17 protein-coding genes and 2 pseudogenes are annotated in these 15,778 nt (G+C 36.0%); 13 read left to right on the forward strand and 6 right to left on the reverse strand.

The window, feature by feature from the left end; translation table 11 throughout:
• Positions 1-139: 139 nt before the first annotated feature.
• Positions 140-565: a hypothetical protein gene (locus AC25JC_RS14260; protein ID WP_179995828.1), complete on the reverse strand. Its 426-nt coding sequence runs from the start codon at positions 563-565 to the stop codon at positions 140-142.
• Between the two features lie 427 nt (positions 566-992).
• On the opposite strand from AC25JC_RS14260, the gene AC25JC_RS14265 reads away from it, so the two are divergent.
• From AC25JC_RS14265 to AC25JC_RS14275, 3 genes are all read left to right on the forward strand, one after another.
• The gene (locus tag AC25JC_RS14265) at positions 993-1,253 is read left to right on the forward strand and encodes a helix-turn-helix domain-containing protein (protein ID WP_486924284.1); all 261 of its coding nucleotides are present in this window, start codon (positions 993-995) and stop codon (positions 1,251-1,253) included.
• A 318-nt stretch (positions 1,254-1,571) separates the two neighbouring features.
• Positions 1,572-1,874: a helix-turn-helix transcriptional regulator gene (locus AC25JC_RS14270; protein WP_106986693.1), complete on the forward strand. Its 303-nt coding sequence runs from the start codon at positions 1,572-1,574 to the stop codon at positions 1,872-1,874.
• A gap of 4 nt (positions 1,875-1,878) precedes the next feature.
• Entirely contained in the window at positions 1,879-3,138 is a 1,260-nt protein-coding gene (locus tag AC25JC_RS14275) for a type II toxin-antitoxin system HipA family toxin (protein ID WP_486924285.1), read from the forward strand.
• Positions 3,139-3,753: 615 nt separating this feature from the next.
• Here AC25JC_RS14275 and AC25JC_RS14280 read toward each other — a convergent pair.
• Positions 3,754-3,981, reverse strand: coding sequence for a helix-turn-helix domain-containing protein (locus tag AC25JC_RS14280; RefSeq protein WP_486924286.1), 228 nt, complete (start codon positions 3,979-3,981; stop codon positions 3,754-3,756).
• Positions 3,982-4,093: 112 nt separating this feature from the next.
• Here AC25JC_RS14280 and AC25JC_RS14285 point away from each other — a divergent pair, with 112 nt between their 5' ends.
• The 10 genes from AC25JC_RS14285 to AC25JC_RS14330 all read left to right on the forward strand — a co-directional run bounded on the left by AC25JC_RS14285 (position 4,094) and on the right by AC25JC_RS14330 (position 12,815).
• Positions 4,094-4,303 (forward strand): hypothetical protein, encoded by a 210-nt coding sequence (locus AC25JC_RS14285; protein WP_000122748.1) that lies wholly within the window; start codon positions 4,094-4,096, stop codon positions 4,301-4,303.
• Between the two features lie 19 nt (positions 4,304-4,322).
• Complete coding sequence (locus tag AC25JC_RS14290; RefSeq protein WP_486924287.1) at positions 4,323-5,501, forward strand: Arm DNA-binding domain-containing protein; 1,179 nt, start codon at positions 4,323-4,325, stop codon at positions 5,499-5,501.
• The gene (locus AC25JC_RS14295) at positions 5,498-5,746 is read left to right on the forward strand and encodes a hypothetical protein (RefSeq protein ID WP_486924288.1); all 249 of its coding nucleotides are present in this window, start codon (positions 5,498-5,500) and stop codon (positions 5,744-5,746) included. Before AC25JC_RS14290 ends, AC25JC_RS14295 begins: the two co-directional genes overlap by 4 nt.
• A 74-nt stretch (positions 5,747-5,820) precedes the next feature.
• A complete protein-coding gene (locus tag AC25JC_RS14300; RefSeq protein WP_486924289.1) occupies positions 5,821-6,363 on the forward strand; it encodes a DUF1376 domain-containing protein in 543 nt (180 codons plus the stop codon).
• Between the two features lie 9 nt (positions 6,364-6,372).
• Positions 6,373-7,116 (forward strand): ATP-binding protein, encoded by a 744-nt coding sequence (locus tag AC25JC_RS14305; protein ID WP_486924290.1) that lies wholly within the window; start codon positions 6,373-6,375, stop codon positions 7,114-7,116.
• Positions 7,117-7,325: 209 nt separating this feature from the next.
• Positions 7,326-8,285 carry an aldo/keto reductase gene (locus AC25JC_RS14310; protein ID WP_416712313.1) on the forward strand — a complete coding sequence of 320 codons (960 nt, stop codon included), beginning with the start codon at positions 7,326-7,328 and terminating at the stop codon, positions 8,283-8,285.
• 240 nt (positions 8,286-8,525) lie between these two features.
• Positions 8,526-9,572, forward strand: coding sequence for an inositol 2-dehydrogenase (iolG, locus tag AC25JC_RS14315; RefSeq protein ID WP_416706405.1), 1,047 nt, complete (start codon positions 8,526-8,528; stop codon positions 9,570-9,572).
• 91 nt (positions 9,573-9,663) lie between these two features.
• The gene (locus AC25JC_RS14320; protein ID WP_486924291.1) at positions 9,664-10,941 is read left to right on the forward strand and encodes an MFS transporter; all 1,278 of its coding nucleotides are present in this window, start codon (positions 9,664-9,666) and stop codon (positions 10,939-10,941) included.
• Positions 10,942-10,962: 21 nt separating this feature from the next.
• On the forward strand, positions 10,963-11,826 hold the full coding sequence (locus AC25JC_RS14325) for a sugar phosphate isomerase/epimerase family protein (RefSeq protein ID WP_416706403.1): 864 nt from the start codon (positions 10,963-10,965) through the stop codon (positions 11,824-11,826).
• A 212-nt stretch (positions 11,827-12,038) separates the two neighbouring features.
• A complete protein-coding gene (locus AC25JC_RS14330; protein ID WP_273338513.1) occupies positions 12,039-12,815 on the forward strand; it encodes an SDR family NAD(P)-dependent oxidoreductase in 777 nt (258 codons plus the stop codon).
• A 48-nt stretch (positions 12,816-12,863) separates the two neighbouring features.
• On the opposite strand, the gene AC25JC_RS14335 is transcribed toward AC25JC_RS14330, so the two are convergent.
• The 4 genes and pseudogenes from AC25JC_RS14335 to AC25JC_RS14350 form a co-directional block, all read right to left on the reverse strand.
• Entirely contained in the window at positions 12,864-13,328 is a 465-nt protein-coding gene (locus AC25JC_RS14335) for a DMT family transporter (RefSeq protein ID WP_486924292.1), read from the reverse strand.
• A 179-nt stretch (positions 13,329-13,507) separates the two neighbouring features.
• Positions 13,508-13,643, reverse strand: a pseudogene (locus AC25JC_RS14340) (transposase); the annotation flags it as partial.
• Between the two features lie 353 nt (positions 13,644-13,996).
• Complete coding sequence (locus tag AC25JC_RS14345; RefSeq protein ID WP_486924293.1) at positions 13,997-15,070, reverse strand: Gfo/Idh/MocA family protein; 1,074 nt, start codon at positions 15,068-15,070, stop codon at positions 13,997-13,999.
• A 142-nt stretch (positions 15,071-15,212) separates the two neighbouring features.
• A pseudogene (locus tag AC25JC_RS14350) lies at positions 15,213-15,768 on the reverse strand (cytochrome b).
• Positions 15,769-15,778 lie beyond the last annotated feature (10 nt).

The following is a 15,778-nucleotide window of genomic DNA, read 5'->3' on the forward strand; positions in this document are numbered from 1 at the left end:
TAAGCATCTATATTTATATCCAGTCCATGGTGATAAAAACCATCATAAACTAGACATTTTTATTGGTGAGAATATAGACACTTTAAATGGGTTCTAACATTTTAGTTTCGTATAACAGCCATTATGTTAAATGAATCTTTTAATAAGGACTAAATTTATAGCCAAAATGATTTAGACATACCTTAATTCCATTAAGTGAATAGTCCATACATCCGTTATGAATACACTTATTTTCTGAAAAGCCTTCATGAGCTAAAATAACTAAGAATTGTTTAATACTGTTTATTCGGTTTTGGCTTAATACTTGGCTCATATCTGGAATTTTAATTCCAAAAATTGGGCCTGTTGGTGTTTCTGGATAACATTCAAAATACCAAGCTTGCTGACACTCGCTACAAACATAATAAAACTCACCATAATCAAATTCTGGTTTAGCTTCCTCACATGGAGGATCTTCAATGAAGTAGTGAGGAAACTTATACTTCATATTGTAGTTATGACTGAAAACATCTGAAAAACTAGTAGGACATATAAAAAAATTATCTACAGATTGGCATTCACACATATTTTTTGTTCTTTAAAGTTTAGCTAAAATTAACATAATACACCTTATACGAAATGCTTTAATTTTCCTATAAGTATCAACATCTTAACTAAAGCCGTTACAGTAAACAGCGCACTGGAACGGCTTTTTTGTTGAATTTTACTGTTCCACGCCTGTTCTTTAATCAAAGTTCCACATCTTTGTGTAGTTTCATTTAACCCTAAAGCAGAAAAAAATGTCCAGATAAAACAAGAATAGATGTCCAAGTATTATTGATTTTACATCAAGAGACAGGCTAGCCTAATTCTAAAGGATTAAAAATCCTATACACATATGAGCTCTATTCAAATAATTTAAGGCAAAATCGAACCCTATAAATTCAAAGGTATTCAAAAATCACTATAAAAGTTTGCTATATAGCGAACAAATTTCTAGGGTTAGAATTGATATGGCTTCAAGAGAAGAAATAGGTAAAGAAATACGTTTGGCAAGAAAAGCTCTGGGCTATACACAGAAAATTCTTTCAGAAAAAACGAACGTTAATAAAACAACAATTTCAGAGATAGAAAATGGCCACTTTACAGGCTCATTTAGCATATTTGAATCTATACTTAATGCAGTAGGCCTGCAATTTGAAGTGAATAAAAACAAGTATAAATTTCCGCACTGGGATGAAATTGAAGCAATGTTTGCGGAAGATGATGAATAAATTGTAAATCGGTACTGAATAAGGTATCAAGAAAGGCAAAGCGCTGCCCATCGACCTCATTACTCCAGACCACTTGTGTCAGATATTCCAGATTGAACTGATAGCAAATCACGGTTCCTCGCGACACCACGCGAAACTGATTGAGCTTAAAGCAAGTTGTTAGACTCTATTAGATTGTAAATGTCTAATTAGACTTCTTTAATCTAATAGGATCTAATCAGGCCAATAAAGTACCCTCCTTACCGACTAAGTCGGTTTATTTTATAACTCCATTATTTTGTGGTTTAATAGGCGTATATAGACATAAGACCCAATATTATGGATTTAAAATTCAAAAAACCTGAAGAAGTTGTTACTTTATTATGTGAAAGGCTTCGTAAGGAACGACTTTATCTGGAAATGACTCAGGCAGACGTCGCTACACGTGCTGGTATTGGTGTAAATACAGTATCTAATTTGGAAGCTGGTCGAAATGTTTCATTTGAAAATTTAGTACGCGTTGCCATGGTACTGGGTCGATTAAAAGAATTAGAGGAACTCTTTAAACCTCATTTAAACAGTGTAGATGACATTCTCCGCTATGAGAGCAATACGGCTCGCCAACGTATCAAAAGGAAATAAATCCATGCTCAAAAAACTTAATATTTACTACAATGGATGGGGTGAATATTGGCTTTGGGGTACACTGGTCTCCTCAACCGCAATCACAGGTCGACCATTAATCGCCTTTGAATACAGTGCAGAAGCGATCAGTAAAGGTTTAGAACTTTCCTCTTACCTACTTCCGTTAAAAGGTGACCCATTAAGAACGAACTTTCCTACACATCAAATGGGATTGCCAGGTCCTATATATGATGCCCTACCCGATGGTTGGGGCATGCTCCTTATGGATCGCTTATTTAAAAAAAATGGACTCAATCCAGCACGGATTGGGCCATTAGAAAGACTCACGTATATTAATACACATGCGATGGGGGCATTATCATTTGAACCTTCAGCACCTGAGTTAGCATTAACTGAAAATATTCCACTGCTTAAACTCGCCCAAGAAGTCCAGGAAGTTCTCAAAGGAGAAGGTGCTGAATTTTTACAGCATTTATTAGTTATGGGTGGATCACCACAAGGTGCAAGGCCAAAAGCACTCGTCTATCGTGATCCTGTCACCAACGAATTCTCAACAGTTAGCTCACATCAACATGAAGCCTGGCTGATCAAATTTCCCGCTCAGCAAGAGCATCCTGAAGTTTGTGCAATTGAAGCTGTTTATGCAGAATGTTTACGTCATTGTGATATTGACACCCCTGATACTCAATATTTTACTCTTCCGAATGGATTAACCGCATTTGCATCAAAAAGATTTGACCGCCATGATGGTATGCGTATCCCTATGCAAAGTTTAGCTGCCTTCACCGGAGCTGATTTTAAATCACCAGGGAGTTTAGACTACAGTAACTTTCTTCGCGCTGCACACTTTTGCACCAATGATGTTCGCGAAAAAGCAATTGCATTCAAGCGAGCTGTTTTCAATGTAGTCTTCAATAATCGAGATGATCATTGCAAAAACTTTTCATTTCTGATGTCCCAAAATGGGCAATGGAAACTCGCCCCTGCCTATGATGTTACTTTCTGTGAAGGACCAGGGGGATATCATCAAATGGATATCATGGGTGAGGCACTGGATATTCCTCGACAAGCTCTTGTAAAACTTGGTACCCAGGAAGCAGAACTTTCTGCCCAAAAAGTCGATGAAATTATTGGCTCGATTTGTAAGGTTGCAATCCGATTCAGCGATATCGCTCATGATCTATTGCCTCGACAAATTCAAGCAGAGACTCTCCAAATGATCCAAAATAGGATTGAGCATAATATTCATTTATTGAAATGAATATAAAACATTTTCATGAGGATTAAGAATCATTATATTAAATTATATATTATCATTATTTCTCATGAAAATCAGCATCAAAACATAGGTGACTTTTATAAACTAAAACGTCTAAAATAAAGTGACCAAAACCACATTAAATGATCTAAATTGATCAAAATTTTACCCCACAAAAAATCATATACTAATAATTAAATCATATACTTATAATTGGAGTCATTTAATGAAATAAATCTCGGTAACCTTGCCAAGGTTGGGGTCGGGAGTTCGAGTCCCCTTTCCCGCTCCAGATTCAAAAAAGCCCTAATCGAAAGATTGGGGCTTTTTTATTATTGATTTTATTATAGTTTTTAAAAACTCTTCTTCCTTTGTTATTCGATTCAATAAAAAATATTCTTAATGTAATTTGTATTTTGTGACCAAGATGTGACCATGGCGTGCCCAGGACAATAAAAATGGTCTCAATTGACCTTAAATGTCCTCAATCGATCACCACTTTCAGAGCTTTTTTGAAGGCAAAAAATCACCCTGTTCTCTTCCAAACAAGGTGTTTTTTACCAAATGATCAATAATTTGTGACCATTTCACTTTTTGATGTGACCATTTGTGACCAAACTAGGCATTATCATTTTGATTATTATCAATTTTCTTAAAAATCAATAAATCACCCACTCCCACATCTAATGCAATACAAATTTTATCAATGGTTTCAAAATCAATCCGTACAGATTCATCATTATAAAGTTTGTGCAAAGTAGATTTATTAATTCCAGTACTTCTTACCAAATCAGCAACCTTAAGTTTCCTTTCTGCTAATAAAACTGCCAAGTTTGAAATAATCATAAAATTTCCCACTTAAATCATAAAAAGTACTTACAACAACATAAAAATATGATAATTCATGTCTTAGGAATAATTTTTCCTAGTTACCTAGTAAAAAATATGAGGCTCTATTATGTCATATACCTATCTCACAGCCCAGCAACTGGCTGAAAAAATCCAGTACGACGCTCGTACTATTCGCAACCAGCTAAAGGACAGTGTCTTTATTGAAGGTGTGCACTACATCCGTCCTTTCGGTGGTCGCAAAATTCTTTTTGTTTGGGAACGCATTGAAACTGAAATGCTTAAATTCACTGGTTTAAGCATGGATGCCTTGCAATAAGGCTTAGGAGGTTTAACTGATGGCTACCATCCGTGAACGAAGTGGAAAACTGATTGCAGACTTTCGCTACATGGGCATCCGTTGCAGAGAAATAACCAATCTTGAAGACAATGCTTATAACCGACGCATTTTGAAAAAACGTCTCGAGCAGCTTGAAGCTGAAATTACTTTGGGAACTTTTGAATACGAAAAGTACTTTCCAAAAAGTAACCGTATTGAGGAGTTTAAGGAAAAAAGAAGTCAGCAAATTGCTGTACAAACCAAAGTACCTCTTTTTAAAGAGTTTACTGCACTGTGGTTTAAACAGAAACAGATTGAGTGGAGAACATCCTATCAACACAAGGTTTCAATTATTATCAAAAATTACTTGATTCCTGCTTTTGGTAATCAGGTTCTCTCGAAAATCAAGAAGTCAGACTTGCTGAACTTCCGTGCCTCTCTCGCCAAAGTGACACACGGAAAAGATCAGACAAGTCTGAAAGCATCGAGAATCAATCAAATCATGACGCCTTTACGTATGATACTCAATGATGCGGCTGAACGATACGAGTTTGAGTCGCCTTATAAAAATATTAACAATCTGAAAGAAAGTAAGATTGAAGTCACTCCCTTTTCTCTGGAAGAGGTACATAAAATTCTTACCACTGTTCGTGATGATTTTAAGCCTTATTACACTGTTCGCTTTTTTACAGGTATGCGCACCAGTGAAATCGATGGTCTGCAATGGAAAAATATCGACTTACAGCGTCGTGAAATCCATATCAGAGAGGCGTTAGTGAATGGTGTGCTTGGTGGAACCAAAACTTATGGTTCTGACCGCACGATCCAGATGAATGACCGCGTTTACCAAGCCTTTCTGCAACAGAAAAGCTTAAATAATGGTAAATCAGAGTTTGTTTTCTGCAATCGTGATGGTGGACCTCTCGATTATCGTCTGGTGAATAAACGTGTCTGGCATCCGATCTTGCGCTTTCTAGGATTGAAGTCTAGAAGAGCCTATCAAACACGCCATACAGCAGCAACTCTTTGGCTGTCAGCAGGAGAAAATCCGGAATGGATCGCACGTCAATTGGGACATTCAACGACTGAAATGCTATTCCGGGTCTATAGCCGTTACATCCCCAATGTTACGCGCCGCGATGGTAGTGCATTTGAAGCCATGCTGACAAAGCATTCTCTCCAAGGAGAAAAGGTATGAATAACAAATCTTTCTTTGGTGGAGTCATTATCAGTCAAGAGGCCGACAGCGTAGCCCGTGAATTGATTCAGGAGCTTCACATTCCAAAACTGTATAACTTAGCTTTTTTGCTTCAGACCAATCAATGCTTCGATGATCATCAGGCTATAAGGCTATGGACTCAAAATCTAATCGATAACGAGCAAATTGATTTTGATGAACTATTAACCCAAGCCCGTCTAAAGCTTATTAATTTATTAACATAATCAACAACCTAAACTATAGGTCATCTCACCCAGGATGACCTTAGTCTCATTGTGCCTATTAAAAGGTAAAGAATATGAATAAAGATACTTCAATCTGGATGCCGATCTATATTGGTGATCTACAAGCCAAGTTCGCACGTATGAACACCGAACAAGTAGGAGCTACATTATTATTAATGATGGACTATTGGAAGAATGGAACTATTCCTAATCATCCAGAGATCATCACAAGTATTACAAAGCTATCGGCTACAAAAACACAAAAGTTAATTCAAACACTCATATCGCTCAATTTATTTGAATGCTCAGGTGAACAGTTAACCTCACTTTATATTACCGCCCTAAAAGAGCAGGCTATGCTCAATCAAAAGATGAAAACAGAGAAAGCTAAAAATGCAGCTCAAGCACGGTGGAAAAAATCATCTGGTAATGCTCAGGCATTACCCCAAAAAAATGATTTAGATGCTTGGGCATCAAATCAAAAAAACGTGAGCATAGCTCAAGAATTGGTTGAGTTATGCCCTTCATCTTCATCTTCATCTTCATCTTCATCTTCATCTTCATCTTCATCTTCAATTGAAGCTGATCTTGATAAACAAAACCCTAGCTGGATTTAGGTGAAAACTATGAATTCATTAGTATCATTATTAAAAAGTGATTCCACACAGACACAGAACCTCTGTCCCATTCACTTAGAACCCATGTTGTCATTGGCAAACCATCTTGTGTGTAATACATGTGCCAAAGAACATTTTGAAAAATCTCAAAAAGCGCATCATGCCGAAGTTCAACAAAACTTAATGCAAAAACGTATAAAAAATTCAGGTTTGCCAGAACGACATTTACAATGTGGTTTTAAGAATTATGTTTGTGATCACTTAGCTCAAGTAGAAGCACTTGAAAAGTGTCAAAATTTTGCTCATCAAATAATGAATGGCAAAACACCAAATCTGATCATGTATGGTTATTGTGGAACAGGTAAAACACATCTAAGTGCCTCCATTCTTCGTAATATTTTACATAAGAGCGTTTTATCTGCCCGCTATTATACTAGCGCACAAATTGCTCAAAAATTAATGGACACCTGGTCAGATACTACAAAATCTGAAGATGAAGTAATTCAGCAATTAACATCTTTTGAATTATTAGTAATTGATGAGTATGGTCTGCATGACCGTCATGAAAAGCGTCAGGAAATGATTCATAAAGTCTTATATAGTCGTTATGATCGATTAAAGTCCAGTCTAATTATTTCAAATTTTGATCTAAAAACTTTGCAAAAGGATTTAGGAGTACGCCTTTGGTCGAGATTGCATGAAAATGAATTATTTCTAGTTCCATGTTATTGGAATGATCAGCGTTTAGCTTGATAGTATGCCTCAGTTAGTCTGGGGCTTTTAATATTGGCGGATCCAAGCAGCAAGTGCAACGGAATAAAAACCAGCCATTACTTCGCTAGGTGTTCGCCATCCCAAGTTTTTTATTGCAATTGATAAAAAGAGTATTTCATTTAACGACTTGTTCAAGCCCAACTGAATACCTAGATTTAATCTAACAAAACTAAACTCTAGGAGGTCTCATGGAAAAACGTGAATTAGGTCATACAGGTATTCAACTACCACCTATAGTTTTTGGTGGCAATGTATTTGGCTGGAGTGTAAGTGAAAAAGATTCTTTCTACCTGTTAGATGCCTTAGTTGATCAAGGGTTCAATGCAATTGATACAGCAGATATTTACTCCTACTGGGGATCTGGAAACAAAGGGGGTGAGTCTGAAACCATTATTGGCAATTGGTTACGTAAACAAAAATCTCGGGAAAATATTGTTATTCATACCAAAGGTGGTGCGCCAGATGCACCAGGAGAATTTTCAGATGCCAATCTTAGTGGAAAATATCTCATTAAAGCAGTAGAAGCATCTCTAAAACGTTTAGGTACAGATTATATTGATCTTTACTATACCCACTATGATGATAATCAGACTCCACCAGAGGAAACGCTGGGAACACTTAAAACCTTAATTGAACAGGGAAAAATCAGAGCAATTGGTGCATCTAATATTTCCCCTAGGCGTTTGGAACTATTTTTAGAATGCTCGAGAGAAAATAATTTACCCTCATATGCTTGTTTACAAACACTTTATAATTTATATGATCGTCAAGAATATGAAGCAAATTATCAGAGACTTTGTATAGATCATGGAATTGGAGTTCTCAGTTATTTTTCTCTTGCTCATGGTTTTCTCAGTGGTAAATACCGTTCTATGGATGATCTCAACAAGAGTTCATCAAGAGGTTCTAGTGTGGTTAATTATCTAAATCCACATGGCCTAGCTCTACTAGATAGATTAGAACAAGTCGCTCAACAATATAAAATGAAGCCCTCACAAGTTGCAATTGCTTGGTTACTTGCTCAGGACGGTATTAGTGCTCCAGTTGTAAGTGCTACTAATCTAGAGCAATTACAAGAAGTTATCAATGCAACACAAATCAAATTAAATCGAGAAGACATATCATTCCTGTCTGCCACAGAGGTATGATTGTATAGACTGTGCTTTAAATTAATATTTCGATTTAAGATCTTACTAGGTCATCAATTTTTTTGAAAAATTGATGACCTTTTTCCTTTTTTAAAGAACTTTTAAAACCCAATATTTCAAAAATGAAAAAGTGTTTTTAGAAATAAGCTATTTTTTTTCAAAAATAGCTTATATACCCTAATAACTATCAAATAAGACAACTTTCCTAAGCTGTCACTATTTTCTAACAGGAAGTCAGAAATGTTAAGAGTTGCAATTCTAGGTGCAGGACGTATCGCACAAATACATTCTAAAAGTGCTTTTCTTAATTCACAATGTGAACTCAAGCTGATTGCTGATCCTTGGAAAGAAGGCGTAGACAAACTTGCCAATGAACTTCAATGCGAAGCTTGTTATGACTATTATGAAGCTATTGATCGCAATGATGTTGATGCCATTGTAATTGCCACAGCCACTGATCTGCACATTGATTTAATGTTACATGCAGTAAAATGTAAGAAGCCAGTTTTATGTGAAAAACCAATAGATTTGGATTTTCAACGCTCAATTGATGCAGTACAAGAAATCCAGAGTCTGAATGGCCAGGTTATGTTAGCATTCAATCGTCGTTTTGATGAAGATACTATTGCCATAAAAGAGGCAATTCTCAATAACGATATTGGAGATATTCGCCAAGTTATTATCACCAGCCGTGATCCTGGCATGCAGCCTGTTGAATATATGAAGACTTCTGGCGGTATCTTTAAAGATATGACCATCCATGATTTTGATACAGCACGTCATATTCTTGGTGAAGAACCTGTAGAGATTTTTGCTACTGCAAGCCGTTTAGTCGATGAGGAACTTGCTACAATCAATGATTATGATACTTGTAGTATTACCTTAAAAACTAAATCTGGTAAACAATGTATCATTAATAATTGCCGTGAAGCTGTTTATGGATATGATCAACGTATTGAGGTACTTGGCTCTAAAGGTTTATTAAAAACCCAAAACCATCGCCCATCTACTCTAAAAAAATATACTCAAGATTTCACAAGTGCACAAAAGCCATTATTAAATTTCTTTTTGGAACGCTATACAAGCTCATATCGTAAAGAGTTTGATGTCTTTGTCTCTTGTTTAGTCAATAACCAAGATTTCCCAACCAACTTATTTGATGGTTTACAAGCCCTCTACTTAGCAGTATGTGCAATGGCATCTGTAGAAGGCAATAAAGCAATTTCAGTTAACCCTGAAGGCCCTCAATTATCTACTACAGATAATATCGGATTATTTTTACTTTAAATATCTAATCCCCCTCATTCCTGTAAATAAGCTATGAAGCATGTTTAAACATGCTTCATGAATGACTATAACTATTTAAAAGGAAACCGCAATGGATGCGAGTTTAAATAATAGTGTGGATAATATATCCGCTAAAAAGAGAATGGTTTCATTTAAAACAGCTATGATTTTTATCATTGCTTGTAACTTTATTTGGGCTTTTTCTCATACCTTGTTAGATGTCCTGAATAAACACTTTCAGGATAAGTTTAGTATTTCTCATGGTGAATCCGCTTTCATCCAAACTGCTTACTTGAGTGCCTATTTTCTCTCAGCCATTCCTGTAGGCTACTTGATGAAAAAATGTGGTTATAGAAACTCTATTATTGTTGGTTTAACATTATTCGCAGTTGGCTGCATGGGCTTTGTTCCCGCTACTCAAATAGGAACTTTTTCTGCATTTTTAACTGCGATATTTATATTAGCCACAGGTTTAGCTTGTTTAGAAATTGTATGCCTTTTATACGCATCTAAGTTAGGTGATCCATCAGGAGCAGCTCGACGCTTAACCCTCACTCAAGCATTTGGTGGTCTAGGTGGCATGTGTGGTCCAATCGTTGGTGGTGCGGTATTTTTTATTCCAGTTGTGAGTATTTCAGGTTTCACAGTCGAACCTGCAACCATGACCTATGCTGTCATTTCCCTGCTAATTTTCGCACTGGTTAGTTATATTCTTACCTTAAAATTCCCGGAACAGTTTAGCAATGAGTCATCAACTACAGCCAAGAGTGACAATGTTTTTGAACATTTACCATTTTCAAAAAACAAAAACTTGCATAAAGGCATGATTGGGAAATTCTGTTATACAGGTGCACATTTTGGAATTGGAGCATTCTTCATCAATTTTACTCTTGAACATTGGCATGGGATCACTCCTACCAAAGCAGCTTATTTCTTATCTATTGCTATGTTCTGCTACATGATGGGTCGCTTTGCTGGCATCGTAGTAATGAAGTATGTTGATCCACGTAAATTACAAATTTTTAATAGTCTTGTTTGTGCCGCTGGATGTGCATACGTTGCACTTGGTTATGATTATTCATCTGTCGTTGTACTCATTGGATTATTCTTCTTTAAATCAACCCTTTACCCAACAATCTTTGCAATGGGTGTTCGTGGAATGGGGCAAAAATCACAAATGGCGGCATCCTTGTTGATTACCATGTTTGTAGGTGGCGCCATCTTACCTTTAGTCATGGGCTATATTTCAGATATGTCCAACATGGCAACTGCCTTTATAGTTCCTATGATCTGCTACCTCCTCATCTGTTATTGCGCAATCACTCAAGATTTAATGGGTTATGACCCTAAACAAACAATTTCTCACTAAGTTTTTATTAAGGAAAATACTATGAATAAACCCGACTTATTGGCAGCATACTGGACTTTGGCAGGTAATGTTTATCCAGGCGCACCAACAGAAATTAGCCCATACACGCTACAAGAACGTGTAGAAGCTGCCTCAAAAGCAGGCTGGAAAGGAATCGGCCTAGTTCTTAAAGATCTCCAAGCAACACTTGAAAAAAGTAGTCTTGCAGATATTCGCCAACTTTTTAAAGACAATGATATTAAATATTTTGAACTTGAAATTTTGTTAGATTGGTATCTGAGCGGTGAAGAGCGCAAGGTATCTGATTATGAGCGCTCAAAAATGATTGAGTTGGGTGCTGAACTAGGAATGTGTAATCTTAAAGTAGGTGCAAAACCATTTGAAAATTCACCAAATACTTTAGAAAATATGTCAGCAGAATTTTCTAAGCTATGTAAAGAAGTTGCTCAAGTCAATGCCAATGTAGCATTAGAAATCATGCCTTTCTCACGATTAGCAACTTTAGAAGATGGCTTAAAAGTTGTAGATACAGGTGATGCAAATGGAGGCTTATGTTTAGATATTTGGCACCTTGCCCGTGGAAATATTGATTTCCATAAAATTAGCATGATCCCAGCTCATCTTATTAAATCTGTTGAGTTAAATGATGCAGCCGAGAAGGTTCAAGGTGATCTATTTAATGACTCCACACACCATCGTAAATTATGTGGACAAGGATCGTTTGATATTCCAGTTTTCTTAAATGAAATCAAGAAAGCTGGTTTTAATCAACCTTATTATGGTGTTGAACTTATTTCGCAAGACCATCGCATTCTTACACTGGATCAAATGGCAAAAAATGCCTATGAAACGACTATTAATGCCTTTAACACTGTAAAAGCATAATTATATTTCTACCACTACCCAATAGATAGTTTTATCTATTGGTTTTTTTATTTTAATAACATATAAAATATGCTTATCTTTATTATTTCATTTTCAGAAAAACTGTTTTTAATTATTGCTCTTTTAAAATAAATATTCTGCTTTAAAATAAAAAACAGGAAATGAGAGAAAACCTTTCTGATCTAAAATTAATCTAAAATGGAGTTTTATAAATGAGTGCATCTCAACAAATTACATTTGATCTACCTGAAGCAGTCATTCTTACAGGAACATCGTCAGGTCTTGGTGAGGCAATGGCAATTGCATTAACTCAATCCAATGTAAAAGTCTTTGGTCTTGATATTGCTGGAAAAACAGCGGCTTTAGACGCATTAGATCATTATGAACATTTCCAAGGTGATATTACCAACCCAGAATCTTGGACTGCACTGACTGAAGCAGTTAAAGCGGGCAATTTTAAGCATGTTGGTCTAGTACCGTGTGCTGCAATTACAGATATTGACCGTATTCTTGATGTTACTCCTGATCGTATCAAAAAAGTATTTGATGTGAATATTTTAGGAACAATTCAGGCACTTCAAGCAGCATTACCATTAATGCTACCAAATAAACAAGGTAGTATCGTTTTAATTGGCAGTATCTGTGCGACATTTGGTGAGCAAGGTTTGCCAATTTATTCAGCATCAAAAGCGGCTGTTCGGGAATTGGCTCGTACTACTTCTCTTGATTATGCTCGTGATGGCATTAAAGTGAATATTGTTAGCCCAGGTCCAATGATGGCAGGCTTGTTCAAGCGTCATGTTGAATCTGTAAATGACCCAAGCTTCCATCCTAAACGTGCCAACCGCCAACCATACGGTCAAATTCTAGAAGTAGATGATGTGGCTAAAACAATTCTATTCTTATTATCTTCAGGTTCTAGTGCATTATTAGGTGCTGACCTTATGGCAGATGCAGGTTTAACTACTGGTTTTGATTTCTACAGCTAATCATTACCTTAAATAAAAAAGATCTAGGAGGTTTTTCCTAGGTCTTTTTTATTGTTTAAACCATCGCCCACCAAACATAAATAAAATCAAGCCTACACACATAATTGTCATACCAACAAATTTCCACCAATAAATAGGACGGACTGGCATTTGGATCAAGCCTAAACCATCAATCACCATACCTGCTACTAATTGTCCAATGATAAAAAGAAACATTGTATTTGCTACACCCAATTGAGGGGCAAGGAAAATTGAGGTAAACACAATACCAGCTCCTAGCATTCCTCCTATCCAACGCCACCAAGGTTGTAAAGCTATATTATTGTGTACACTATGCCAATCGGCCTGTGACAATGCGAAAATAAGCAAACATAGCCCACCAATCGTAAAAGAGATTAAGGTAGCGACAATTGGTTGGTTTCCCATACCAGCACTTAATCTACTATTAATTGCAGCTTGTATCGAAAGCCCTGCACCACCAAGTAATGCCATAAAAATATAAATCAACTTCATCACATCGCCCTAAGAACTCTCTAAATAATATAAAAAAAGGAAATATTGATTTCCTTTTTAATCCTCTAAACAAAAAACCTCTACTAGAAGTTTTTTAAATATTTATAAAATTCGTTTTAAAATACGAGTTTCATTATAGAGTAGTTCATGTTCATCAGGGTTGTTGCGTAAAGGCTGTACGGCCTTTAGCCATTTATAAATGCTGTGCTGTGATACACCTAAACGTTCTGCCACATCAGTGACAGAATATCCACGTTCAGTAATCAATTTAACAGCTTCTTCTTTAAATTCTGGGGTGTATCGTTGTCCACTCATAATGTTCTCTCCTATGCAAAAAGAATAGACGAAATTTGTCTAGGAGAGTGGTGGCAGTCCATTATCTAACTAAAAGGTGTCTACAAAATCGGTGGCTATTCAGACATTAATAAAGCATATATCATTGCGATACGTATACTTTGAGGTTCCTTAATATAATTTTCTGTAGAAATACTACTTTCAGACTTATCCATTTAATACCTTTTTTAAATACCTTACCTGTATTTGTTTATTATTAATAATTTAAAATTAAGCCAACAACCTAAATTACGAAAAACTCTTTTTCAACAACATTCAAAAAATAAAAAGCCTCCATATAGTAAATACATAGAGGCTTATATTTTATACAAAATTTAAAGAGCTACTTCTGTTCCATTATTTGCTGCTGATTCAAATAATTTTGCCAATAATATTGAAATATTATGTGCTTGAGTTGCTGGAACTTGTGACGGTTTTTTATTCAAATAAGAATCAAGAAATGCATTTAGCTCACGATCGAAATAAATGGGGTTACCAATTTCTGCAATTTCTGGTGAATATTCTGTCTTTTTAGTTGCCCAAATTTCAGGAAAACTTGTTTCATGCCATTCTGTCCAACCTTCTGTTGTTCCTTCCACTCTACCTGTTTGATAAAGCTTATAAGAGGAAGGTAACGAACGAGATGACATAATACCTTCTGTTCCATAGGCAGTCATATCCCAACTTTCAGTCCACGGCAATACATCCCAAGACATAAAGTCAACTACAACAATTTTATCATCGTAATTTAAAATTGCCCCAGCAGCATCTTCTCTCGATTCTTCACCTTTAAAGCCATTAAACTTTGTAATCCGAGCATTCACAGATTTAGGCATACCAAAATGATGAAGAATACGATCAAATAAGTGACAACCAATCACAAAAAAGGCACCGCCTAAATCTCCTGGCTGTCGCATATGTGCTGTTTCAGCTTCGTTATGAGAACATCCTGCATGAGCACGAACTTGTAGAACTTTACCAATCTTTCCTTGTTTCAAACAATCTTGCATGACATTAATTGAAGGAGCAAAACGCCAGCAATAACCCACTTGAACGAAACCATTATATTTTTCTACAGCATCTACAATACGTTGTGTATCTTGCTCACCACGACCTGCTGGCTTTTCAACCAGAACTGCTTTACCTTTTTCTAAGGCGGCAATAGTTAGATCAGCCATTTCATAACTTTTAGAATGTACTAAAATCATATCAATCTCTGGATTATTCAGGATCTCATCTTTAGTACAAATCGTTAAGTTTAAAGCATCACAAAAAGGTTTTAGAAGTTCACTGTGATCTGCCGCACCGTATATTTCAACATCATCACGTCTCTGCAAAGCTTTAACTCGTCCAGAGGTATGTGGATGGGTAATACCCAATAAAGCCACTTTTAGTTTATCTTTTTGCATTGCAAAACTCCTGTAAATATTTTCCAATTTTCTATTTCGCCCAAAATTAACTTTTTATTTTATGACGTTAAAGTGCTTTTTAGGAAAAGATTATTTCATATTAGAAATAATCTTTATTTTTATATGAAATCAACCATTTTTCTCATTTAGATTTCATCATGCTTAGCAGCACATTATCCTTATCAATAAAGTGGTGCTTTAAAGCAGCGACTATGTGCCCAACTATTAGAAACCCGGGAAACCATGAAAGATAAATATGCAGTGGTTTAACTATTGCTAGAAGCTCAGGATTAGTCTGTACTAATCTTGGAATTTCAAATAGATACAATACTGGAGCTGGATGTCCTGCACTCCAGCTAAATAAACAACCTGTAATAGGCAAAGCAATCAACATGAGATACAGCATAAAGTGTCCAAAATGTGCAAACTTTTTCATGATCGGTGACATGGTACTTGGCAACTCTGGTACAGGATGCGTGTATCGCCAAAAGATGCGAACAACCAACAAAAAAATGAGGACTGTAGCAATATTTTTATGTAAGGTAATGACACTACCTTTAAAAGAGCCATTAACCTCATAACTTAAAAAATTTCCACTATAGAACCCAATCAGCCAAGCAATAATAAAAATTTACTGCCATAATCCAATGTAGACATTGGGCTGTACGTGTATAATATTTGGGCTTCATAGTAGTCATATCTTCTCTC

The organism is Acinetobacter sp. P37 (assembly GCF_057480965.1).